Source organism: Desulfobacterales bacterium (assembly GCA_028704555.1).
Classification (GTDB): Bacteria; Desulfobacterota; Desulfobacteria; order Desulfobacterales; family JAQWFD01; genus JAQWFD01.
In genome coordinates, this window is record JAQWFD010000005.1 from 70,468 (window position 1) to 92,767 (window position 22,300).

At 48.3% G+C, this 22,300-nt stretch carries 19 protein-coding genes, 1 tRNA gene and 2 pseudogenes; 16 read left to right on the plus strand and 6 right to left on the minus strand.

The genetic code is table 11. The features are described from left to right. Positions 1–7 precede the first annotated feature (7 nt). From PHQ97_03480 to rnhA, 9 genes are all read left to right on the plus strand, one after another. Positions 8–352, plus strand: a complete 345-nt coding sequence (locus PHQ97_03480) for a metalloregulator ArsR/SmtB family transcription factor (protein MDD4391797.1) — start codon at positions 8–10, stop codon at positions 350–352. Between the two features lie 119 nt (positions 353–471). After that, entirely contained in the window at positions 472–705 is a 234-nt protein-coding gene (locus tag PHQ97_03485; protein MDD4391798.1) for a thioredoxin family protein, read from the plus strand. Between the two features lie 118 nt (positions 706–823). Continuing rightward, positions 824–1,831 carry a permease gene (locus PHQ97_03490; protein MDD4391799.1) on the plus strand — a complete coding sequence of 336 codons (1,008 nt, stop codon included), beginning with the start codon at positions 824–826 and terminating at the stop codon, positions 1,829–1,831. A gap of 134 nt (positions 1,832–1,965) precedes the next feature. Next, positions 1,966–2,352: a thioredoxin family protein gene (locus tag PHQ97_03495; GenBank protein MDD4391800.1), complete on the plus strand. Its 387-nt coding sequence runs from the start codon at positions 1,966–1,968 to the stop codon at positions 2,350–2,352. Between the two features lie 70 nt (positions 2,353–2,422). Beyond that, positions 2,423–3,130, plus strand: a complete 708-nt coding sequence (locus PHQ97_03500; protein ID MDD4391801.1) for a cytochrome c biogenesis protein CcdA — start codon at positions 2,423–2,425, stop codon at positions 3,128–3,130. A gap of 142 nt (positions 3,131–3,272) precedes the next feature. Next, on the plus strand, positions 3,273–3,761 hold the full coding sequence (locus PHQ97_03505; GenBank protein ID MDD4391802.1) for a rhodanese-like domain-containing protein: 489 nt from the start codon (positions 3,273–3,275) through the stop codon (positions 3,759–3,761). 92 nt (positions 3,762–3,853) lie between these two features. Continuing rightward, on the plus strand, positions 3,854–4,861 hold the full coding sequence (locus tag PHQ97_03510; GenBank protein MDD4391803.1) for a cation diffusion facilitator family transporter: 1,008 nt from the start codon (positions 3,854–3,856) through the stop codon (positions 4,859–4,861). 13 nt (positions 4,862–4,874) lie between these two features. Next, positions 4,875–5,348 (plus strand): DoxX family protein, encoded by a 474-nt coding sequence (locus PHQ97_03515; protein ID MDD4391804.1) that lies wholly within the window; start codon positions 4,875–4,877, stop codon positions 5,346–5,348. Between the two features lie 381 nt (positions 5,349–5,729). Then, the gene (rnhA, locus tag PHQ97_03520) at positions 5,730–6,419 is read left to right on the plus strand and encodes a ribonuclease HI (protein ID MDD4391805.1); all 690 of its coding nucleotides are present in this window, start codon (positions 5,730–5,732) and stop codon (positions 6,417–6,419) included. A gap of 276 nt (positions 6,420–6,695) precedes the next feature. On the opposite strand, the gene PHQ97_03525 is transcribed toward rnhA, so the two are convergent. After that, positions 6,696–6,793 (minus strand) — tRNA-Sec (locus PHQ97_03525). 207 nt (positions 6,794–7,000) lie between these two features. Between PHQ97_03525 and PHQ97_03530 the strand changes: the two genes are divergently transcribed. From PHQ97_03530 to PHQ97_03545, 4 genes are all read left to right on the plus strand, one after another. Further along, the gene (locus PHQ97_03530; GenBank protein MDD4391806.1) at positions 7,001–8,149 is read left to right on the plus strand and encodes a M20/M25/M40 family metallo-hydrolase; all 1,149 of its coding nucleotides are present in this window, start codon (positions 7,001–7,003) and stop codon (positions 8,147–8,149) included. A gap of 129 nt (positions 8,150–8,278) precedes the next feature. Then, positions 8,279–8,737: a phosphatidylglycerophosphatase A gene (locus PHQ97_03535; GenBank protein MDD4391807.1), complete on the plus strand. Its 459-nt coding sequence runs from the start codon at positions 8,279–8,281 to the stop codon at positions 8,735–8,737. A 118-nt stretch (positions 8,738–8,855) separates the two neighbouring features. Continuing rightward, the gene (gene lepB / locus PHQ97_03540) at positions 8,856–9,449 is read left to right on the plus strand and encodes a signal peptidase I (protein ID MDD4391808.1); all 594 of its coding nucleotides are present in this window, start codon (positions 8,856–8,858) and stop codon (positions 9,447–9,449) included. A 141-nt stretch (positions 9,450–9,590) separates the two neighbouring features. Further along, positions 9,591–10,898 carry a dihydroorotase gene (locus PHQ97_03545; GenBank protein MDD4391809.1) on the plus strand — a complete coding sequence of 436 codons (1,308 nt, stop codon included), beginning with the start codon at positions 9,591–9,593 and terminating at the stop codon, positions 10,896–10,898. Between the two features lie 43 nt (positions 10,899–10,941). Here PHQ97_03545 and PHQ97_03550 read toward each other — a convergent pair. The 4 genes and pseudogenes from PHQ97_03550 to PHQ97_03565 form a co-directional block, all read right to left on the minus strand. Continuing rightward, positions 10,942–11,055: pseudogene (locus PHQ97_03550) on the minus strand (prepilin-type N-terminal cleavage/methylation domain-containing protein). A 472-nt stretch (positions 11,056–11,527) separates the two neighbouring features. After that, positions 11,528–11,632, minus strand: a pseudogene (locus PHQ97_03555) (prepilin-type N-terminal cleavage/methylation domain-containing protein). Positions 11,633–11,886: 254 nt separating this feature from the next. After that, the gene (locus PHQ97_03560) at positions 11,887–13,263 is read right to left on the minus strand and encodes a sigma-54 dependent transcriptional regulator (GenBank protein ID MDD4391810.1); all 1,377 of its coding nucleotides are present in this window, start codon (positions 13,261–13,263) and stop codon (positions 11,887–11,889) included. Between the two features lies 1 nt (position 13,264). Further along, positions 13,265–14,941 carry an ATP-binding protein gene (locus PHQ97_03565; protein MDD4391811.1) on the minus strand — a complete coding sequence of 559 codons (1,677 nt, stop codon included), beginning with the start codon at positions 14,939–14,941 and terminating at the stop codon, positions 13,265–13,267. A gap of 289 nt (positions 14,942–15,230) precedes the next feature. Between PHQ97_03565 and PHQ97_03570 the strand changes: the two genes are divergently transcribed. From PHQ97_03570 to rsmG, 3 genes are all read left to right on the plus strand, one after another. Next, positions 15,231–15,596, plus strand: a complete 366-nt coding sequence (locus tag PHQ97_03570) for a sulfite exporter TauE/SafE family protein (protein ID MDD4391812.1) — start codon at positions 15,231–15,233, stop codon at positions 15,594–15,596. A gap of 141 nt (positions 15,597–15,737) precedes the next feature. Further along, positions 15,738–17,633 carry a GNAT family N-acetyltransferase gene (locus PHQ97_03575; GenBank protein ID MDD4391813.1) on the plus strand — a complete coding sequence of 632 codons (1,896 nt, stop codon included), beginning with the start codon at positions 15,738–15,740 and terminating at the stop codon, positions 17,631–17,633. Beyond that, the gene (rsmG, locus tag PHQ97_03580; protein MDD4391814.1) at positions 17,634–18,311 is read left to right on the plus strand and encodes a 16S rRNA (guanine(527)-N(7))-methyltransferase RsmG; all 678 of its coding nucleotides are present in this window, start codon (positions 17,634–17,636) and stop codon (positions 18,309–18,311) included. Positions 18,312–18,527: 216 nt separating this feature from the next. On the opposite strand, the gene carB is transcribed toward rsmG, so the two are convergent. Beyond that, complete coding sequence (gene carB / locus PHQ97_03585; GenBank protein MDD4391815.1) at positions 18,528–21,728, minus strand: carbamoyl-phosphate synthase large subunit; 3,201 nt, start codon at positions 21,726–21,728, stop codon at positions 18,528–18,530. Positions 21,729–22,300 lie beyond the last annotated feature (572 nt).

A 22,300-nucleotide genomic window follows, 5' to 3' on the forward strand; every position in this document is an offset into this window, starting at 1 on the left:
GGGTGCAATGAAAACGTTTATCAGGGTGATGAAAGCACTGTCAGACCCCGGCAGGGTAAAAATACTCAAGCTCCTGCAGCATAAAATGCTGTGCGTATGCGAAATCCGGAAGGCACTGGACCTTGCACAGCCTACAGTATCCAAGCATCTGAAGATCCTTGAGGATGCCGGCCTGGTACGTTCGGAAAAAGACGGGCTGTGGGTCAATTATTATCTGTCGGATGGCCGGTCGAGCCCCTACGCTGCCAGTCTGCTGGGAAATCTGAAGCACTGGCTTGAAGATGATCAGGACCTTTCCGAGGCAGTTGATAAACTGCCTTTCATTCATCGGGAAGAGATTTGCGGACGATAATTTTTTTTGTCAATTCTATATTTATATATAGAAATATGTAAATGTAACGCTGCTGACTGATACGGTCGACGCGCTTATTGTGATAAAGGAAAAACAGTGGAAGGGAAAGGATAAAAAAGATGGAAATTAAAGTATTGGGACCGGGTTGTGCAAAATGCAAAAAGGCTGAAGCGCTTGTGAAGGAAGTTATCAGTGAAACCGGAATTGCTGCCGATGTACAGAAGGTTACGGATTTGATGGAAATCGCCGGTTACGGCGTATTTGCCACGCCGGCGGTGGTCGTTGACGGTGAAGTGAAATGCTCTGGCAAGGTGCCTAAAAAAGAAGAAATAAAAAAATGGCTTACAAAATAACCTGCCCTGGTGTATCAGGCTTTGGAGATGGAATATGGAACCATTAGACGATCTGACCGGTACGGCATGTGCGGAAGAAAATCGTGTTCATGAAAAACAGCTCAGGCGGCCCGCCTGGATGTATGTGCTGGCGGCTGTTGCGGGGGTAGTCCTGTGGTGGCTCGTTTACGGCAAACTCCGCTGGCTGGCTGCGCTGTTAACGTACTCCCTGTTTCGGATACCCGCGGGAACGTCCCTGGGCTCATCGGTTGAGTTTTTTCTGTATGATACGCCCAAGGTGATGATGCTCCTGCTGATAGTTGTTTACGGTGTCGGTATTATCCGGAGTTTTTTCACACCGGAGCGTACACGGGATATGCTATCCGGAAAAAGTGAGCTGTTCGGAAATGTTCTTGCCGCGTTGCTGGGGATTGTGACGCCGTTTTGCTCGTGTTCGGCCGTTCCCCTGTTTATCGGTTTTGTGACCGCCGGGGTGCCGCTGGGCGTTACCTTCTCGTTTCTGATTTCAGCGCCCATGGTCAATGAAATCGCTCTGGCTCTGCTGTACGGGCTGCTCGGATGGAAAGTGGCTGCCCTGTATCTGGTAACCGGACTGCTCATAGCGATTATCTCCGGATGGGTCATCGGCCGCCTTCATATGGAAAAGCATATCGAGGACTGGGTGATGCAGATCCGGGCCGGCGCTGCTTCCGGACAGGATGAGACACTGACATGGCATGACCGGTTTGTCTACGGCTGGGATGCGGTCAAAGACATTATTGGCCGTGTCTGGAAATATGTGATTATCGGAATTGCCGTCGGGGCAGGCATCCATGGATTTGTTCCCGAGGGATTGATGGCCTCTATCATGGGCAAGGGAGACTGGTGGTCGGTTCCGCTTGCGACAATCGTCGGGGTGCCGATGTATTCCAACGCTGCCGGTATTATTCCCGTTGTGGAGGCGCTCCTGGGTAAGGGCGCCGCGCTTGGGACGGTTCTTGCCTTCATGATGTCGGTTATTGCACTGTCGCTGCCTGAGATGATCATTTTACGGAAGGTACTCAAACCGCGAATGATTCAGGTGTTTGTCGGTGTGGTTGGCGGCGGGATTCTGCTGGTCGGGTATCTGTTCAATATGATCATATGAGCAAAGACGCTGAATGCGGTGGAGTGGTTTTTTTCAAGGCCGTCAATTGATAAAACTTTTCCAATCGCATGACAGCCGTTATAATAACGAAACGGTCCGGCTCAATTCCGGATCGTTTCACCATTGAGGTGAGTATGCATAAGTTGAACTCGTTGTGGAAAATTCTGGTGGCGGGTGCCGTAATGGGCGTGATGGCAGCAGCGGCTCCGGCATCGGCGGAGAGCTTTAAGGACGTTCCGGTCAAGGGCATGGTTACTATGGTGGATCTGGGTGCCAAAACCTGTATTCCCTGTAAGATGATGGAGCCGGTGCTTGAAAAAGTAAAAAAAGACTTCCAGGGAAAAGCCGCTGTCATATTTATTGATGTCCGCATGTATGAGGAACAGATCAAACGGTTCGAAATCCGGGCCATTCCCACTCAGGTCTTTTATGATGCAAAGGGGGAGGAAGTGTTCCGTCATCTTGGCTTTTTCAGTGAAAAGGACATCGTGAATCAGTTTGAAAAAATGGGTGTCCGATAGTATCCTGTGCGGGAATGAATCCGGACGCCGTTGTCCTTTTAAATGTCGTTAATCCGAGGGTTTCGAGACCATGCTTGATACCGTGTTTCTTACCGTCAACGAATGGATGTCTGCCGGCAGTGCCGTTGCCGCGCTGGGCTGTTTTTTGTGGGGGCTGATCAGTGTTCTGTTCAGCCCCTGTCATATGGCGTCCATTCCACTGATCATCGCCTATGTCGGCGGCCAGAAGCAGCTGCTGAAACCGGCCCAGGCCGGGGTTTATTCCGTGGTATTCACGCTGGGTCTGTTTATCACGATTGCAGTCATCGGCCTGGTATGTGCCCTGCTGGGGCGAATGCTGGGAGATGTTGGCACGTATTGGCAGATTCCTGTGGGGCTGGTTCTGATCTGGGTTTCCTTTGGGATGCTGGGGGCAGCCAGATGTTCGATGTGGGGTGGACTGCCGGCCAGACTTAATATTAAAGGCAGATCCGGGGCCTTTGTGCTGGGACTGGCTTATGGAATCCTGTCCGGTTCCTGTACCTTTGGCTTTATTGCCCCCATTCTTGCGCTGATTACCATTCAGGAAAGCATGTCAACCGGGCTGATGATGATTCTGCTCTTTGCCATGGGGCACTGCCTGCCCATCGTGCTTGCCGGCAGTTTTATGGCAGCCATCCGAAATATTCTGGAAAACAGCGCATGGCAGGGCGCCGGACAGTGGTGCCGAAGGGGTGCCGGCGTATTTGTTTTTGTATTGGGAATGTATTTTGTTCTGAAACCCTTTCTGGCTGCATAGTGAATAAAACCGGCTCCGGTTATCAGACAGTTGTCCCCCCATAAATAAAATGGACACAGGCAGGGGCGTATCCAAAACCGATTAGCTGACCTCTGGCCTCTGGTCTCTGGCCTCTGGCCCCGGGCGAACAGGATAAACAAGCATGAAAGTAAATATCAGACACAGACTGAGTCATACCTTACTGCAGAGCGTGGGCATCATAATATTGTCATGTGTCGTTGGTCTTATCGTGAATTTTTTCAGAAGTGACGGACTTGCGCTATTTGGCACCTGGTCCCCGGAGCAGCAGCTGTCGAATGCTCACCCGGGGCTGAGCATATCCGTTGAAGAGGCTGAAGTGCTCTTCAACAGCGGCTCTGCGGTATGTGTTGATGCGCGGTCCCGTGCGGACTACGATAGGGGCCATATCCGCGGGGCACTGAGTCTTCCCTGGCAGGATGCTGAACAGGGGCTTGCGGATGTGATGGAAGTGCTGTTCGACAATCCGACTATTATCACTTATTGTGATGGTGATACCTGCAGTCTCGGCAAAGATCTGGCACTGTTTCTGACAGAGGCAGGCTTTACGGATGTACGGGTGTTGATAAACGGGTGGAGCCTCTGGCAGCAAAACAGCCTTCCGGTCGAGTAACACCATGAATCAATAAAGTTTTTCTGTGGCGATGCTCCCGGGCTATCGCCACTGCATGAGAATGGGTATTTGCGGAAAAAAAGGATTTTGTAATGAACCACAGTAATCATTCTGATGATTGTCACTGTCAGGATAGCGGTCAGCAACACGAACAGAATTCAGGTGCGTATCATCACCATCATCATATGGATGTGGAAAAAACGACCGGAACCAGTCTTCTGATAACGCTCGGGCTTAACCTGCTCATACCGGCCGCACAGATTGTCGGCGGCATTTATGCCGGAAGTATGGCCCTTATTTCTGATGCGGTTCATAACCTGAGCGATTTTACAGCCATACTCATCGCCTATATTGCCTTTAAAATCGGAAAGCGCAGGGCAACGGTAACGCAAACCTTCGGGTACCGCCGGGTAGAGATTATTGCGGCCATGATCAACGCCTTGCTTCTGGCCGGGGCTATGATTTTTATCGTTTATGAGGCAGCCAACCGGCTCCTTCACCCACAGCCGATATCCGGAGAGCTGGTCGTATGGGTGGCCGGAATCGGCGTTCTGGGAAACGGTCTCTCTGCCTGGCTGCTTTACCGGGATTCGCATCACAGCCTGAATATCCGGGGTGCGTTTCTTCACATGATGGGTGACTTTTTTACATCCGTGGTGGTGATGATCAATGGAATGGTTCTGATTTTCAAGCCCTGGTACTGGCTCGACCCGGTGCTGTCATTTGCCATTGTGGTCTATATTTTGAAAAACTGCTGGACCATCCTGGCCGAGGTCGTTCATATTTTAATGAATGCGGTTCCCAGAGGACTTGAGCTTGAGGAAGTCAAAGAGGCCCTGTTGCAGTTTTCCGAGGTAAGGAATGTGCACTATATGCATCTGTGGGCTATCAGTTCAGCCAGTATTGCCTTTTCCTGCCATGTGGTGGTGGAGGATCAGCAGGTCAGTAACACTCAGCTTCTTTCCGGAAAGATTCGGGCCATGCTGCTGAATCGGTTTGGAATCGATCATCCGGTGTTTCAGTTTGAAACTGACGCATGCGGAAGCGGGGATATTCTATGTGAAATGTCGTGTAACAGCAACCGATTGACACCAACCTGATACGGAGGAAACCATGCCACGAGCCATTCAATCCCAATGGACGATTTCAAAGATCATATCCGTGGCGTTTCGCCTGTTTTTAGGATGTATTTTTCTGGCTGCCTCATATGATAAAATGCTTCATCCGCAGGTGTTTGCAGAAATTGTCTACAATTACCGGATTCTTCCGGATATGCTGATCAATTTAACGGCCATCGGATTGCCCTGGCTGGAGCTGATTCTGGCAATTTTACTGATCAGCGGCATATGGCTGCCGGGCGCTGTTTTGATCAGCAATATGGTGTTAATCTCGTTTTTTGCTTCTCTGGTCTTTAATATGGCCAGGGGCCTGGATATCAGCTGCGGTTGTTTTTCGACAAACCCGCAATCAGAATCGGTCAATTACAGCTGGTATATCCTGAGAGAGCTGTCGTTTGTGCTTGCCGGCCTGTATCTGTTCGCATATGAATTTTTCAGAGGGCCGGCCGTGAGTCGTGAGCCGTATTAATATTGTAAAAAAATGCATGTTTTGATACAGGAGTTTACTGGATTAAAATGTGAGACATTAACACCCGCTGTTTCCTTCAGCGGAAATGCCGCCGAAATCTATCTCGGTACGGATTCCGGGTCGTTCTCCGGCACCGGCTCCGGAACGGTTGATATTAATACCGGACAATCTCAAGGTATGTAGAATTAAAGAATCTGGGAGAAATTTTTTTCTTATAAATCTCCCCTTATATTTAAAAAATCTGCATGTGTAACTGCATAAGGACCGTTTCGCTGGCCAACCAATCCTGTCGAAACAGTCCTTATTTTTTTCATCCTTCAAGTTGCAATTACACTGATTATTGAATAGTATCGGTTCAATAAAAGAAAGGAATAACGCAAAGTGCCAAAAAAAAAATTTTACGGGGTTGCCAAAGGGCGTATCCCCGGGATTTACGATAACTGGCCCGAGGCCAAATCCCAGATCGAAGGATTTAACGGAGCCGTTTATAAGGGCTTTTTTACACTCGGTGAAGCGCAGGACTGGATGAAAAATCCGGTTTACCGTCGGGCGGCCGGCAAAAAAATCATGAGCGGAACGCCGCCGGATACAACGCCCGAAGACGGCCGGATTACCCTGTATACCGATGGCGGGAGCATCAATAATCCCGGGCCGGGAGGCTACGGCGTCGTTCAACTGTACGGTGACCGGCGAAAGGAGTTGACCGGCGGGTTCCGGTTAACCACCAACAACCGGATGGAGCTGACCGCTTGTATCGTGGCGCTTCAGGAACTCGAGCGGCGGGATCTTCCGGTGGTGCTTTACAGTGATTCAAGCTATGTGGTCAACGGCATCAACAAGGGGTGGGCAAAAAATTGGAAGAAAAACAACTGGATTAAATCCGACAAAAAACCCGCCATCAATCCGGATCTCTGGGAAAAGCTGCTGGATCTTGTTTCAGGGCTGGACGTCACCTTCGTCTGGGTAAAAGGCCATGCCGGAAATCCTCTGAATGAAAAATGCGACGAACTGGCGGTGGCTTCGGCAAAGAAAAAAGGGTTGCCCGTGGATGAGGGGTACCTCGGAAAGTAGATATTTTTTCCACAGATTATTAAAACACCGCAATCTATCTTTTGTTAAATCTGAGAAAATCTGTGTAATCCGCGGATAATGTTTTTTGCCTCAAACGAAGTGCTTCTCAAGCGATAGCAGGCTAAACCCCCATCCGTCATTCCCGCGGGAATCCAGAATCTGTTGAAAAGACTATGGTTTTATTTTTATCGGAGTGATAAATAAGAGTTGAATATGACTTGTTACAGGATCATTAACTATGGATAGAGTTGAACGAAATTTGAATTTTGTAAAATGTGGCGGAAGTGCATGGGAATCGAACCCACCCGGGACGGTGTTAGCGCCCCACACCGGATTTGAAGTCCGGGAGCCCCACCAGTGAGCTGCGCACTTCCGAATAATTCTTTTATATTATATGCTTTGAGCATATTGTCAATAAAATTGTTGGCGGACGGAAGAGGACTGAGTACAGAAGTCAGAAGTCAGAAGTCAGATAACAGAGATCAGAGATCAGAGATCAGAGATCAGAGATCAGATAACAGATAACAGATAACAGATAACAGATAACAGATAACAGATAACAGATAACCCGGAGATGAGAAATGATAAACAGCGATCGTCTGGCGGACACATTTAAAAGCCTGGCTGAGATTGACAGCGTTTCAACTCAGGAAAAAGATATTCGGATTAAAATTCAGAACCTGTTTGACGCCATGGGGGCTGAAACCCTGGTGGATGATTCGATGGCTGAGACCGGCAGCAATACCGGCAATCTTATCGTAAAATTTAAAGGCAATCGACCGGTTCCGGCGATGATGTTCAATGCGCATATGGATACGGTAGATCCCGGAAGAGGCGTAAAGGTTTTATTCAACGACGGGGTATTTACCAGTGACGGGACAACCATCCTCGGTGGGGATGATAAAAGCGCCATTGCCATATTAATCGAGGTTATGAGAACGATCCGTGAGCGCGACCTGCCACATGGGCCGATTGAACTGGTTTTTACGGTATGCGAAGAAATCGGCCTTTCAGGTGCCAAACATCTGGATACCCATCTTCTGAATTCGACGTTCGGATATTCACTGGATGCGGCTGACACTGAGGCGGTTGTGACCCGAGCGCCGGCCGCAAATCGAATTGATTTTAAAATCCATGGCAAGGATGCCCATGCAGGCTCATCACCGGAGAACGGAATCAACGCCATTGTCGTCGCCAGTCGGGCCATAGCGGCCATACCCAGGCTGGGTCGGATTGATAGCGAGACGACCTGCAATATCGGCGTGGTTCATGGTGGCATCGCTTCTAATATCGTCCCGAATCTGGTGACTGTTGAGGGTGAGGCTCGAAGCCACAATCAGGAAAAATTGGATGCCATTACTCAAGAGATCGTTTCAACGGTGACAAAAGTGGTTGAAGAGGAAAAAAAACGATTTCCGGGCATGGCGCTGCCTGCGGTTGAGTTTGAAATTGAATCGGAGTTTCCTGTACAACATATTCCCGATGATCATCCGGTGGTTGAACTGGCCCGTAAAGCAGGTCAAAATCTGCAAAGATCAATCCGGACAAAAACCACCGGCGGAGGCACCGATGCCAATATTTTTACACAAAAGGGCATTGTAATGGGTGTGCTGGGAACCGGCATGACTGATGTCCATACCGTTCGTGAATCTGTTAAACTCGATGATATGGTCCGGTCAGCGGAACTTGTGATGGAAATTATCAGAATTCACAGTGGAAAAGAAGCATAAAGCTCAAAGGCTTGATTGCCATAGTTCGGAGCAAAAGATAGAAAAATCGGCACCCTGCCTCATAAAAAAGAGTCAGGATGGCTTTTCTACTCCTTGACAAAGATATATGACACATTATAGAAAATTAAGATGAATTATAAAGATAAATGGGTAGTTTTTTTTGCTACCGGAGGTTATATCGGCAAAATCCCTTTTGCGCCGGGAACCTTTGGAACCCTTCCGGGAGTGCTGATTTGTTATGTTATGTCGTGTATGGGCATCCCTGCTGCAGTGGGTATAGCTGTCCTTCTTACCATCGTTTCCATATGGATCTCTGAACGCGCTGAATTTTTACTGAATCAAAAAGACCCCGGATGCATCGTAATTGATGAAATAGCCGGTATGGCCATCACTCTGTTGGGCTTGCCCTTTAATGCGCTTACGGTGGTTGCCGGTTTCGTATTATTCAGGCTGTTTGATATATTAAAACCCTGGCCGGTCGGATATCTCGACCGAAACCTTTCCGGAGGAACCGGGATCGTGCTGGATGATGTCGCAGCCGGCATTCTGGCAAATATCGTAATCCGATTATTTTATGGTGTTTTTTAACCCTTCGGGCATTACTCAATGCCCAATTTTGAGGCTTGATGCTGATCGTTTTAACAAAGGAAATTAATTGAAATCAAAAACAAAAAATGAATCCGGCAGCGGAGTCAAAAAAAAAGGAATGCTCCGTGAGAATATTGAAGCCATTCTCATTGCCGTGGTGCTGGCGTTGTTTATCCGGGCATTTGTGGTCCAGGCCTTTAAAATTCCATCCGGCTCCATGAAACAGACGCTTCTCATCGGTGATCATATTCTGGTGAACAAGTTTATCTACGGGGTAAAAATACCCTTTACCGATATCACCCTTATCCCGGTTACCAAACCCGAGCAGGGGGATATTGTTGTGTTCAGATTTCCTCTGGAACCGGAAAAGGATTTTGTTAAACGGGTGGTCGCCGTGGAAGGCAATGTGGTTGAAGTACGCGATAAACAGGTCTATGTGGATGGAAGCCCGCTTGATCTGAAACAGGCCATGTATACCGATCCGCATATTTTCCCGAAACAGTTTCAGCCAAGGGATAACTTCGGACCGGTTACCGTCCCGGAACATTCCATATTTGTGATGGGAGACAACCGGGATCACAGTTATGACAGCAGATTCTGGGGCTTTGTCGATCTGAAGGCGTTAAGAGGCAAAGCCTTTCTCATTTACTGGTCCTGGGACAAGGATAATTTCGGCGTCCGGTGGAACCGGCTGGGAAAACTGTTAAAATGATCGCTTCGCTTGAGGGACGCTTCGCTTGAGGAACGAAGTGCCGCTCCTCAAGCCCGAAGGGCGCTCCTTCAGCGAAGCGACCCTTGAGCGAAGCGCTCCGTCAGCCCGAAGGGCGGTCTTTTGACGTCAGGAGAAAAAAACATGATGATGTTGATAAAATGCGGTCGGGTCATTGATCCCGGCAATATAGATGGCGTGTGCGATATTTTTATAAAGGATGGTATCATTTCGGCTGTGGTAGCGCATGATTCCGAGCCGGAATCCCCTGAATCTTCAGGCCGGGCAGTCGATATGATCGTTGATGCCGCCGGTAAAATCATAACCCCCGGACTGATAGACATGCATGTCCATTTCCGGGAGCCGGGCTATGAGCATAAAGAAACGATTGAAACCGGCTGCAGAGCGGCTGCCTGTGGGGGCTTTACGGCGGTATGCCCCATGCCGAACACAAATCCGGTAAACGATTGCCGCCGGTTGACCGAATACATGATACAGACGGCAGACACGGCGTGCGGCGTCAGAGTCTATCCCATCGCCGCCATCAGTATCGGTCAGGACGGCAGGCAGCTGTGCGACTATGCCGACCTGAAAGGGGCAGGTGCTGTAGCGGTTTCAGATGACGGAAAATCGGTTATTGACAGCGGGTTGATGAGAAAGGCGCTGGAACGCGCCAGCCAGTCCGGAATGGTGGTGATATCCCACTGCGAGGACCCGGGGCTGGCGGCGGATGGCGTGATCAATGAAGGAGAGGTGTCCAGGCGGACAGGGCTTGCCGGCATTCCCAATGCAGTCGAAAGTATCATGGTGATGCGGGATATTGCATTGTGTGAATTAACCGGTGCGCCGCTTCACATAGCCCATGTCAGTACCCGGGAATCGGTAAGAGCCATACGGGAGGCAAAAAAACGGGGTGTACCGGTGACCGCTGAAACCGCTCCGCATTATTTTACCCTTACCGAAAAAGCGGTTGAGCGGTATTGGACCCACGCAAAGATGAGCCCGCCGCTTCGCTCTGAAAAGGACCGTCTGGCCATATTGGAAGGTCTTGCCGACGGCACCATCGATGTGATTGCCACAGATCATGCCCCGCATTCGGTCACGGAAAAAGATACGGATATGAAAAAGGCCCCAAATGGAATTATCGGTCTTGAGACATCGCTGCCGCTGAGCCTGAAGCTGGTCGAAAGCGGCATACTCAGCTTTTCGGACCTCGTCAGAAAAATGTCCAAAAATCCGGCCAGCATCATAGGTGTCAACAGCGGCATTTATGTGGACGGGCCGGCAGATATCACCATTATTGACCCGGAGCTGCGTCACACGGTGGATGCCGCTTCGTTTCAGTCTAAGAGCCGGAATTGTCCGTTTGACGGATGGGAAATGAAGGGGAAAGCGGTGATGACTATTATCGGCGGAAGGATTGCCTATAATGACCGGCACTTCGTGCCTTGAGAAGCGCTCTTCAAGCCCGCAAGGGCGGGCCGCTATGTTTTCTATATTCCTTTAATTGAGGAATTGCAATGGCTGCCAGAATCCCGATAATGGCGATGACGATCATCAATTCAATCAGGGTAAACCCTTTCTGCCTTTCAAGCCTGTTTAAACCCATCCGCATCAAGAATTCCTCTTTTAATGATATTTTCCGCTAATGATGATTGATTTGATATTTTCAGAATCTCTATTACATCACTAAAAAAGGGGTGCGATTTAGCCCCCCTTTTTTGTAAAACAAGAGTAGTAATAAGTGAGGTCGTCAAGTGTCAAGAGTGTAGGTTGACCCCCATTAATTCCTCATGCCATTAATGATTAAACGTACCAGCTATAACGCCTGTAGAGGTAATTGTCCCCGAAATTGCAGCGTCAGCAGCTGAAGCTATACTGATGGTGGTAAAGGTACCTGCATCAGCACCCTCAATTGTAGCATCACTGTTGTTGGCCGATTTTAAGAAACCATATGAGCCTAAAAGATCAGTAGTTATGGTGCCGGCAGGCACTTCCGCATAGTAGCTCTGTGCTGCCGTGTAAGCGTTCTTCAGATCGGACTTGACTGTTGCCGCATATCCCCTTTGTTTGTAAGCTGAAAACTGCGGGATCGCGATGGCTGCCAGAATACCGATAATCGCGATAACGATCATCAATTCGATCAGGGTAAAACCTTTCTGCCCTTCTTCTTTTCTTAATACCATCATCATAATTTGTTTCTCCTTTGTTGACTTGTTAATGTTAAAGTCTGCAATAATTGTTTTTGATTAAACGACTTTTTATTAAAAGAGATAAGCAATGAATATGCCAATATGATTTTTGACGGCATGACTTATTTGTGGTATTTTGTAACACATTGATAAGACGAAATAATGATAAAAAAATATATTTCTTCAGTAAAAAATTCGTGTCCGCCCGGCAAGGAAAAGCGGTTAATTTCACCAGCTGTGCGTGAATTTCACTCCTTTTCCGTCATTCCCAGCTTGTCGAACCGGTAACGCAGGGAATCCAGGCTGATGTTAAGGAGTTTTGCGGCCTTTGTCTTTGATCCTCCCGCTTTTTCAAGCGCTTTTTCCAGAAGGCTTCTTTCGAATTTTGCAACCGATTCATTCAGGTCCACTCCCGCGTCGGGTATTTCGGGATCATCTCCGAAGTTCAGTGCCGGGTCAGCTGATGCAGATATCCCAAGATTTTCCGGCAGAATGATGTTGCCCGTCTCGAGGGCGACGCTTCGCTCGATGATATTTTCAAGCTCTCTTACGTTTCCCGGAAAGGGATACTCCACGAGCAGTGCCAGGGCGTACGGGGAAATTTTTTTTATTTCCCGTCCATATTGACAGGCGTATCTTTCGATGAAAAAGTCTGCAAGGAGGGGGATGTCTTCTTTGCGTTCGCGCAGGGGAGGGGCCTTAACCGGTATGACATTCAGGCGGTAAAACAGGTCTTCCCGAAAGGCGCCGGTTTTTACCCGTTCTGCCAGATTTCGGTTGGTAGCGGAAATGATTCTGACATCCACATGGATATCCATGGACCCTCCCAACCGCATGAAGGTCTTTTCCTGAACCACCCTCAGCAGCTTGACCTGGAGGAAAGGGGAAAGTTCGCCAATTTCGTCGAGAAAAATGGTTCCCTTGTCCGCCATCTCAAAAAGCCCTGCCTTGTCCGCATACGCGCCGCTGAATGAGCCTCTCATGTAACCGAATAGCTCGCTTTCGAGGAGATTTTCCGGGATGCCCCCGCAATTGATAACGATAAAGGGTCCGTTTTTCCGGGCGCTGTTTTCATGTATGGCCCTGGCAACCAGTTCTTTTCCCGTCCCGCTTTCGCCGAGGATAAGCACATTGGCAAGCGTATCCGCCATTTTTTTGATCAGGGTGTATACCTTCAGCATTCCTTTACTCCGTCCCATCATCTTTGAGAAGGAGTCGGAACGTTTCACATCTCGTATAAATCGGGCGTCTTCTTCACTGGCGCCTTTGTTGCGGAGGGCGTTTTCGACAAGGATTTTCAGATCGTCCGGCTCGAAATTTTTTTCAAGGTAATCATATGCGCCTTCCTCCATCGCCGCCAGGGCGGTTTCACCAGAGGCATAGCCTGTGATCAGGATGGTCATGGTCTCCGGTGATATATCTTTCAGGGATTTGAGCAATTCGACGCCATTCATGCCGGACATCTTCAGGTCGGTAATCACCAGATCGACCTTGCGTTTCTGGCAGACGGCCAGGGCCTGTTTTCCGCCCGGAGCGGTCCGTACATCATACCCCTCTCTGGAGAGCATGATCTCAAGGTAGTCCCTCATTCCCTGATCATCGTCGACAACAAGAATTAAGGCCATCCTAATCATCCTTTCTGACAAGGGGTGCAACTGGCAGGAGCATCGAGCATTTTGTCCCCTTGTGGGGTTCACTTTCAATACTGAACTTGCCGTTGTGGCTTTCAATTATTCTACTGGCTATCGCAAGTCCCAGTCCTGTGCCGGTTTCCTTTGTTGTATAGAAAGGGTCCCGAACATTGTTCAAATGCTTTTCTTCTATGCCGCAGCCGGTGTCTTTGACTGATATTTCGAGAAATTCATGGTTGTCATCATCCTCATTGTGTTTCGTTTCGATCTCCAGAATCCCTTCATCCGGCATTGCCTGAAGTGAATTCAACACGAGATTCCACAAAACCTGCCGTAACTCAGTTCTGTTTCCGTATATCTCATTCTGATCGCACAGGTTTTTCATGATTTCAACGGTTCCGTTCCAGCCGGGGGTAAAACGGGCAGATTCAATGACTTCGTCTATAATGCTCTTGATATCTGTTTTGCCCCGATTGTGGGTATCCGGTCTGGCAAGCAGGAGAAAATCTCTGACGAGGTTTTCCAGCTGATCTTTTCCCCTGAGAATGATTTGCATGAGCTTTTTGTTCGACCCTTCAAGCTTGAGGTCTTCCATCAACAGTCTAATGGAGCCGCTGATCGATACCAGCGGGCTTCTGAGTTCATGCGCCAGAACCGCTGATATTTCCCCCATAAAGGCAAGTTTCCTGCTTTTTTCAATTTCAGATTCCATTTTTTTAAAAGCGGTCAGATCCTGAAATATGAGGATTTTCCCTATACTGTATCCTTTCGGATCAATGAGGGGGTATATTGAAAATCCCAGTATGGATTGTCCACTTGTAGATGATAATGCGATCTCGAAACGTCTCATCGATGGATTTTTATCTTTTTCTGTTCGCATCGTTTCGGAAAGATCAGGAAAGATATCGTTAACGGCTCTGTTTGCGACATCGCGGGGCAGCATGCCGGTAATTTTCTCAGCCGCTCTGTTAAACGACTTGATTTTGCCCTCCAGATCCACTGTCATGATACCGGAACCGACGGATTCTATGATGCTCTTATGAAGTATATCCAGCTGATCAAAGGCGGTTTCCTTTTCCAAAAGGAGCGTCTTTGTTTTTTTTTCCATATCCACCACAAAACTCGCCAGCAGGGCCACTGCATAAAAGGAGACAATGTGGATGCATATTTTTAAAAAAACATATCCAGGCTCGGTGCTGTACGCGTATGTTTCACTGTATATCGGGTGGATAACACCATAAAATTCAAAATCTACCAATAATCCGTACAGTATTCCGCTGGCGGAAGCAACAAACATGCCGCCATTTTTTCCCAGAAACAGCACGGAATATATAATAATCAGAGGGTACAGTGTGGAATAAACACTTTCTATACCTCCCGTGACATAGATAAGCGCTGTAACCAGCAGAATGTCAAACGTACTCTGAAAATACACATTTATGGAAACGGTTTTGATTGTCTTCAACAGGGAGAGGTTCAAAATTGAGAAAAGATATGTTACAGATATTAAGATATAAATCAAACGGAGGGATGATGCTGCGAGGGTCCCGGGCATTTTGAACTGAGTAAAGGCCGAAATGCCGAGGATAAATGACACGACGGCAAGCCTGAAGAACATCAGCCACAGCGCCCTTGTCATTGCTGTTTTTTGTTTCAGCCGGTTTTTTTTCACGGCTATCTCCCGGGAGATCGTTAATGTTGACAGGACATGAAACAACTTGCAGGTTTATTTTAAACCATCTCTGTTCGGCGGAAGATACAATTTTTCATCAAGGATAGCAATAATCTATTCAATTGCCGAATAGTAACACCAGTCCTTTACAATCCCTGCCAATATTGGTAAATTGACAGTGAATTATGTGTTGTCTGAATCTGGAATTATCTGAAGATGTTATTGGGATCCATCCTTGCCGGATTAAAAGCAAAGGATATGATTTGAATATGTGAAAAAGGATCGATTGATGGCTATAAATCCAAACATGCTGGTGCTTGTCGCCAGCGGGGTCGGAGTGGGGCTTTGTGCCTCTTTTTCAGGGCTTGGCGGTGGTTTTTTGATGGTTCCGCTGCTGCTGTATATGGGATTTTCCGCACAGAAAACAGTGGGGACGTCTTTTCTGGCAATTGTGATCCTATCGGTATCTGCGTTGATTGCACACAATAAACTGGCCAATGTGGATTACCGGGCGGGACTGTTACTGGGACTCGGAGGAATTGCCGGAGCACAGGTGGGTGCGCACCTGGTTCAATATGTTCCGATAGCGTATTTTAAAAAAATTTTTGCGTTGATTTTGTTCATTTTGTCAGTATATGTGTTTTTCAAAAAATAGTTTTGCCAGAAGTCAGTGGTCAGTGGGGGGCGCTCCTGTAAGATGCGTTTCGCCGTCACTTTGTAACTGAGAGAAAATACCGAGCATTCCTGTCTTTATTTTTTTGCCATCAGCCTTGACGGGTTTGGAGAAAAAAACCGTATGGATTTACTTGAATATTGCCCTCGTAAAGTGGTGTCTGCCGAAAAGGCCGTGTCGAAGATCCGGAGAGGCAGCCGGGTGTTTATCGGAACCGGGTGCGGGGAGCCTCAGCATTTGATCAGGGCCATGGTTCGGGATAAAAATCTTCAGGATATCATGATTTTTCAGATGCTGTCTTCAACGCTGGCTCAGTTTGTGGATGATCCGTCTTTTCTCAGGCGTTTTAACATAAAACTGTTTTTCATCAGCAACTCCATGCGGAAAGCGGCTTTTGAGGGAAAGATCGATTATGTACCTGTATACCTGTCTCAAATCCCCAGACTGTTTTCCACAAAGAACATCGGGCTGGATGTGGCGTTGATACAGGTCAGCCCTCCGGACCGTTTCGGATACTGCAGTCTGGGGGTTTCCGTGGATATTACGCAATCCGGTATGGAAAATGCCGAAATGGTCATTGCGCAGGTCAATCCCAGAGTGCCGAGAACATCCGGAGAAGGATATGTCCATGTAGACGATATCGATTATTTTGTATTTCATCAGGAAGCGCTTGTTGAGGTGCTGCCGACTATCAAGGAAAACGAAGTGGCCCGAAGAATCGGTCACTATGTGTCCCAGCTGGTTTTTGACGGCGCTACGCTTCAGATCGGCTTTGGCCATCTTCCCAATGCTATTTTGCAATATCTGGATAAAAAAAAGGATCTCGGGATTCACACCCAGCTGATTACGGATTCATTTCTTCCCCTGTTTGAAAAAAAGGTGATCACCAACAAAAAAAAATCATTGCTTCCCGGCAGAGCGGTTGCCTCACTGGCTATGGGCTCCCAGAAACTGTACCGGTATCTGGATCATAATCCGATGTTTTATTTTCGGTCATCCGAGTTTGTAAATGATCCAACGGTGATTGCACGAAATGATAATCTGATCTCCATCAGTTCGGCCCTCGAAGTGGATCTGACCGGTCAGGTCTGTTCCGATTCCATGGGATATCTGTTTTACAGCGGTATTGGTGATCAGGTTGATTTTATCCGCGGCAGTGCCATGTCAAAAGGCGGATTTTCCATAATCGCCCTTCCTTCCACGGCGCAAAACGGTGAAGTGTCACGTATCGTATCTCATTTAAGCGAAGGGGCCGGTGTGGCCACTACCCGTGGTGATATCAATTTTGTCGTGACCGAATACGGAATTGCAGAACTTCAGGGCAAAGGGATCTATCAGCGGGTTATGGAACTGGCTCAGGTGGCGCATCCGAAATTCCGTGAAGACCTGATCGAGTTTGCCAAAAAACGGAGGTATATCTTTGCTGATCAGCTTCCGCCGTCTCAGGATGATCTGATCTTTATCGAAGGATATAAAAGCACTTTCGAACTCAAAGATGGAACCGTGGTCGAATTTCGTCCTTTGTTTCCGTCTGATGAGCTGGAATACCGTAATTTCTTTTATTCGCTCGAAGAAAAAACGGTTTATTACCGGTTTTTTTACAAAATGAAAATTTTTTCTCACGAGGTGGTTCAGCAGCAGTGGGCCAGCGTGGACTACCGCAAAAACATGTCGATCATCGGTATTGTTCAGGCGAAAGGTTATAAGGAAATTGTCGCCCTGGGTTCATATGCCCGGGATAATGATGATTATGCGGAGGCGGCCTTTGTTATCCGGGAAGATTACCAGGGGATGGGTATCGGCTCCTATCTGTTGGAAAAGCTGGAAATTATCGCCAGGGAAAATGATTACAAAGGTTTTGTTGCCACGGTATTGCGGGAAAACTTTGCCATGATTCATGTGTTCAAAAAACGATACCCCAATGCCAAAATGTCTATGAATGCAGGCAGTGAGCTTGTGATTACGATGAATTTCGAGGATTCCGGATCTTCCGCCGCGGAGGAGAAGCAAAGCAGGTAAATGTTAATCGGATCAGACACATGGAAACGTCTCATTGCAGACGGCGCAAAAGACTTTCATATTGATATCAGCCCCTCTCAGGCAGCGCAATTTGATGTTTATGCCCGGGAACTGATTACCTGGAACCGGAAAAAAAATTTAACGGCGATTACGGAACCAACGGAAATCGCCGTTAAACATTTTCTGGATTCAATCATTCCCACCCGGTTTCTTCCATCTGAAGCCTCGTTGCTGGATATCGGCTCCGGTGCCGGTTTTCCGGGAATACCTTTTAAAATAATGATCCCGTCCCTGTCTGTTACGCTGATCGATGCTTCCCGAAAAAAAGTGAATTTTTTAAAGCACATCATCCGCCTCCTTGATCTGAAAGGAATAGAAGCCCGTCACATCCGGGCAGAGGAGCTTGCGAAAGCTCCCGGCAGCGCCCCGGCGTTTGATCTGATCGTCTGCCGGGCACTTACCCGGCTGGATGATTTTGTTGCCATGGCAATCCCCATGCTGGCAGGGGAGGGAACCATAATCGCACTCAAAGGGATGGAGATGGAAATGGACATCACGGCCGGTGAAAATATTACCTTTGCGGACGATATCTTTTCCGTTGATATCCAGACCTACAGCCTTCCGTTTCTCGATGCGGGAAGATCCGTTATCCGGTTGAAACGGATTCCCCATCCGTAGTCCAAAGCACTCAGCCATGAGTCGGGAATCGGCAGCCGGGAAATTGATGAGTCGTCAGGGCGCAGAGGTCTTCAGAATAAAGCAGAAGAGCCATCCCGGCTCTTTTTCAAGAACCTGAAAGCCTCTTCTACTTACCCGATGGGCGGCCACACAGGGAGCCGCCCCTGCACCAACGAGTTTTTCATCCTTTTTACTCAGCCCTCAGTCCTCAATTCTCTATTTTATCCCGGCGTGATACTGTTGCAGGGATTTTAACGTTTCCAGGCCTTTTTGTCTGGTGGCAATTCCCTTTGCCGCCGCGTGAGCTGCCGAGGTGGTCGTGATATAGAGGATTTTGTATTTGATTGCGGTTTTTCGGATATAGGAACTGTCGGTTTTGCTCTGCCTGCCGCTGGGCGTATTGACAACCAGATTGATATCTCCGTTTTTGATGGCATCGACCAGATCCGGGCGTCCATACCCCACCTTATGAATCAGTTCCGCTTCGATTCCATGTTCAGTCAGGAAACTGTGGGTTCCTTTTGTCGCCAGTATCCTGAATCCCAGATCCTTGAAAAGCTGAGCCGGAACAACGGCTCGGTCTTTATCTCGTTCGGCAATGGTAAACAGGACCGATCCTTCCAGGGGCAGCTGGGTTTGCGTGGCTTCCTGGGATTTGTAATAGGCAAGGCCGAATGAATCCGCCATCCCGAGCACTTCGCCGGTAGATCGCATTTCGGGTCCGAGGATCGGATCAACCTCAGGGAACATATTAAACGGAAAAACGGCTTCTTTGACTCCGAAATGAGGAATTGGCTTGTTTTCAAGGTTAAGATCGGAGAGCTTTTTTCCGAGCATGATCTGGGTGGCCAGGCGCGCCATGGGAATATTGCAGATTTTGGATACCAGCGGTACGGTCCTTGACGCCCTTGGGTTAGCCTCCAGAATATAAACCCGGTCGTTGTAAATCGCATACTGAATATTCATCAGTCCCACGACATTCATTGCAACAGCAATTTTCCGGGTATAATCGCAGATGGTTTCAATGTGCTTCAAAGGGATGCTGATCGGAGGAATGACACAGGCCGAATCTCCTGAATGGATACCGGCAAGTTCGATATGCTCCATGACCGCCGGGATAAAGGCATCTGTTCCATCCGAAATGGCGTCGGCCTCAGCCTCGATGGCGTTATCCAGAAACTGGTCGATCAGAATGGGCCGATCCGGAGATACATCCACAGCGACAGACATGTAATGTTTGAGCATCTCTTCATCGTGAACGATTTCCATGGCCCGTCCGCCCAGCACATAAGAGGGCCTGACCAGCACCGGGTATTCAATCCGGTCGGCAATGGCAACGGCCTCTTCCAGGGTGCTGGCCATTCCGGAATCCGGCTGCGGGATGCCCAGTTTTTTCATGATTGTGTTGAACTGTTCCCGGTCTTCAGCCATATCGATGGTTTCGGGTGTCGTTCCCAGAATATGGACCCCGGCCTTTGACAGTTCCGCGGCCAGGTTGAGCGGTGTCTGTCCGCCGAACTGGACAATGACCCCGTCGGGCTTTTCTTTTTCATAAATGCTGAGCACATCTTCAACGGTCAGTGGCTCAAAATACAGTTTGTCTGATGTGTCATAATCGGTGGAGACGGTTTCCGGGTTGCAGTTGACCATGATGGATTCCAGACCGGCGTTCCGGATGGCAAGGGCGGCATGCACGCAGCAGTAGTCAAATTCTATGCCCTGACCGATCCGGTTGGGGCCGCCTCCAAGCACCATGACTTTTTTGCGGTCACTGACCTCAACTCTGTCAGGGGCATTGTAGGTGGAATAATAATAGGCCGCGTTTTCAACCCCACTGACCGGAACCGGCTCCCAGGCTTCTTCAACCCCGAGTGATTTGCGTTTTTCACGGATGTCTTTTTCCGCGATACCCAGCAGTTGGGACAGATACTTGTCTGCAAATCCGTCTTTTTTTGCCTGAATCAACAGATCATCCGGAGGAAATTGCCCCTTGAAGGCGATAATTTTTTCTTCCAGTTCCACCAGCTCCTTCATCTGCTGCAGGAACCAGGGCTTAATATGGATTTTTTTATAAAGCGCCTGAATGTCAGCGCCTTTTCTCAGGGCTTCATAAAGGATGAACTGCCGTTCGCTGGAAGGGATATTGAGCATCCCCATTAATTCGCTGAGAGATTTTTTATGAAAATTTTTGGCAAATCCAAGTCCGCTTCGGCCGATTTCAAGCGATCGGATCGCTTTCTGAAACGCTTCCTTATAGGTTTTGCCGATACTCATCACTTCGCCTACCGCACGCATCTGGGTACCGAGATGGTCTTTGACCCCGTTGAATTTCTCAAATGCCCAACGGGCAAATTTTACGACCACATAATCTCCGGACGGCGTATATTTTTCCAGTGATCCGTCTCGCCAGTACGGAATTTCATCCATGGTCAGACCGCCTGCCAGAAGGGATGATACCATGGCTATCGGAAATCCCGTAGCCTTTGAGGCCAGTGCGGATGACCGGGACGTTCTGGGATTGATTTCAATGATGACCACCCGGCCTGTTTCGGGGTCATGCGCGAACTGGACGTTGGTCCCACCGATCACCTCGATGGCTTCGACAATGTCATAGGCATATTTCTGAAGCTTTTTCTGAAGCGCCTCATCGATGGTCAGCATCGGGGCGGTGCAGAATGAATCTCCGGTATGAATCCCCATGGCATCGACATTTTCAATAAAACAAACTGTGATCATCTGGTTTTTGGCATCACGAACCACTTCCAGTTCCAGCTCTTCCCAGCCCAGTACCGATTCTTCGACCAGAATCTGATGCACCATGCTTTCGGCTATGCCTCTTGCGGCGATGGTCCGGAGCTCTTCGACATTATAGACAAGGCCGCCGCCGGTACCGCCCATGGTGTAGGCCGGGCGGATGACAACCGGATATCCGAGCTCATCAGCCACCTTTTCAGCGTCTTCCACAGTGTTGACCGCAGTGCTTTCAGGCATTTCAATGCCGAGTCGCGCCATGGTATTTTTAAAGGCGGTTCGATCTTCTCCGCGTTCAATGGCGTCGATGTTTACCCCGATCACCTTGACGCCGTACTGGTCGAGTACCCCTGTTTTTGCCAGTTCCGAAGACAGATTCAGGGCCGACTGCCCTCCCAGATTGGGAAGCAGCGCGTCCGGACGTTCTTTTTCAATAATCCGGGTCAATGACTTGACATTCAGTGGTTCTATATAGGTTACATCGGCTATGCTCGGATCTGTCATGATGGTGGCAGGATTTGAATTTACCAGAACGATTTCATATCCGAGCGACCGAAGCGCTTTGCAGGCCTGGGTGCCGGAATAATCGAATTCACAGGCCTGACCGATGATAATAGGACCTGATCCGATGATAAGTACCTTGTTGATGTCGTCTCGTTTTGGCATAGTACTCCTCGTCAGTTAGTGAATCATCTGGTTAGGCTCGCGGCAAACAACGCAGTCTTGCCGGGGCCCTTCAATTGATTCCGATTTATTATGCGGACTGTCTGAAAAACCATCCGCTCGATAATCGAGCAGTTTTTAAACAGATAAAGTTATCGTGATCGTATGACAAAATCAATATAAATATGCTAAAAAATTGACTGGTTATTACCGGGTCAAAATTGGTATTTTATATTTGACGGCCTTGAAAAAAGTCATATTCAGCCCTCATTTATCATTCACCTGAAATAAAAAATCCAGTCATTTCAAAACGTTCTGAATTCCCGCCGTCGCGGGAACGAGGGGGTGTGGGTACTTTTTACGGGTTCATCATATTTAAATCGGTTAAAAATATTGCAATAACGGGGAGTTGAAGATTATTCAGGTATCGGAAGGGAGCTGGCCGAATGAAGATGGAAAAAAAACAGGTACGCTGTTTGCGTGCGGCGGTTAAAAACCATTCACAAATTTCGCTGGACCATGAATAACTTCCGATAGTTGAGGTGCCTTTTTAAACAAAATTATTGATTTGCCCA

Excerpts from the sequence above, each read along its gene's own strand:
- PHQ97_03480 (MDD4391797.1), top strand. The coding sequence starts at position 8 with ATGAAAACGTTTATCAGGGTGATGAAAGCACTGTCAGACCCCGGCAGG.
- PHQ97_03485 (MDD4391798.1), top strand. The coding sequence starts at position 472 with ATGGAAATTAAAGTATTGGGACCGGGTTGTGCAAAATGCAAAAAGGCT.
- PHQ97_03490 (MDD4391799.1), top strand. The coding sequence starts at position 824 with ATGTATGTGCTGGCGGCTGTTGCGGGGGTAGTCCTGTGGTGGCTCGTT.
- PHQ97_03495 (MDD4391800.1), top strand. The coding sequence starts at position 1,966 with ATGCATAAGTTGAACTCGTTGTGGAAAATTCTGGTGGCGGGTGCCGTA.
- PHQ97_03500 (MDD4391801.1), top strand. The coding sequence starts at position 2,423 with ATGCTTGATACCGTGTTTCTTACCGTCAACGAATGGATGTCTGCCGGC.
- PHQ97_03505 (MDD4391802.1), top strand. The coding sequence starts at position 3,273 with ATGAAAGTAAATATCAGACACAGACTGAGTCATACCTTACTGCAGAGC.
- PHQ97_03510 (MDD4391803.1), top strand. The coding sequence starts at position 3,854 with ATGAACCACAGTAATCATTCTGATGATTGTCACTGTCAGGATAGCGGT.
- PHQ97_03515 (MDD4391804.1), top strand. The coding sequence starts at position 4,875 with ATGCCACGAGCCATTCAATCCCAATGGACGATTTCAAAGATCATATCC.
- PHQ97_03530 (MDD4391806.1), top strand. The coding sequence starts at position 7,001 with ATGATAAACAGCGATCGTCTGGCGGACACATTTAAAAGCCTGGCTGAG.
- PHQ97_03535 (MDD4391807.1), top strand. The coding sequence starts at position 8,279 with ATGAATTATAAAGATAAATGGGTAGTTTTTTTTGCTACCGGAGGTTAT.
- lepB (MDD4391808.1), top strand. The coding sequence starts at position 8,856 with ATGCTCCGTGAGAATATTGAAGCCATTCTCATTGCCGTGGTGCTGGCG.
- PHQ97_03545 (MDD4391809.1), top strand. The coding sequence starts at position 9,591 with ATGATGATGTTGATAAAATGCGGTCGGGTCATTGATCCCGGCAATATA.
- PHQ97_03560 (MDD4391810.1), bottom strand. The coding sequence starts at position 13,263 with ATGGCCTTAATTCTTGTTGTCGACGATGATCAGGGAATGAGGGACTAC.
- PHQ97_03570 (MDD4391812.1), top strand. The coding sequence starts at position 15,231 with ATGGCTATAAATCCAAACATGCTGGTGCTTGTCGCCAGCGGGGTCGGA.
- PHQ97_03575 (MDD4391813.1), top strand. The coding sequence starts at position 15,738 with ATGGATTTACTTGAATATTGCCCTCGTAAAGTGGTGTCTGCCGAAAAG.
- rsmG (MDD4391814.1), top strand. The coding sequence starts at position 17,634 with ATGTTAATCGGATCAGACACATGGAAACGTCTCATTGCAGACGGCGCA.
- carB (MDD4391815.1), bottom strand. The coding sequence starts at position 21,728 with ATGCCAAAACGAGACGACATCAACAAGGTACTTATCATCGGATCAGGT.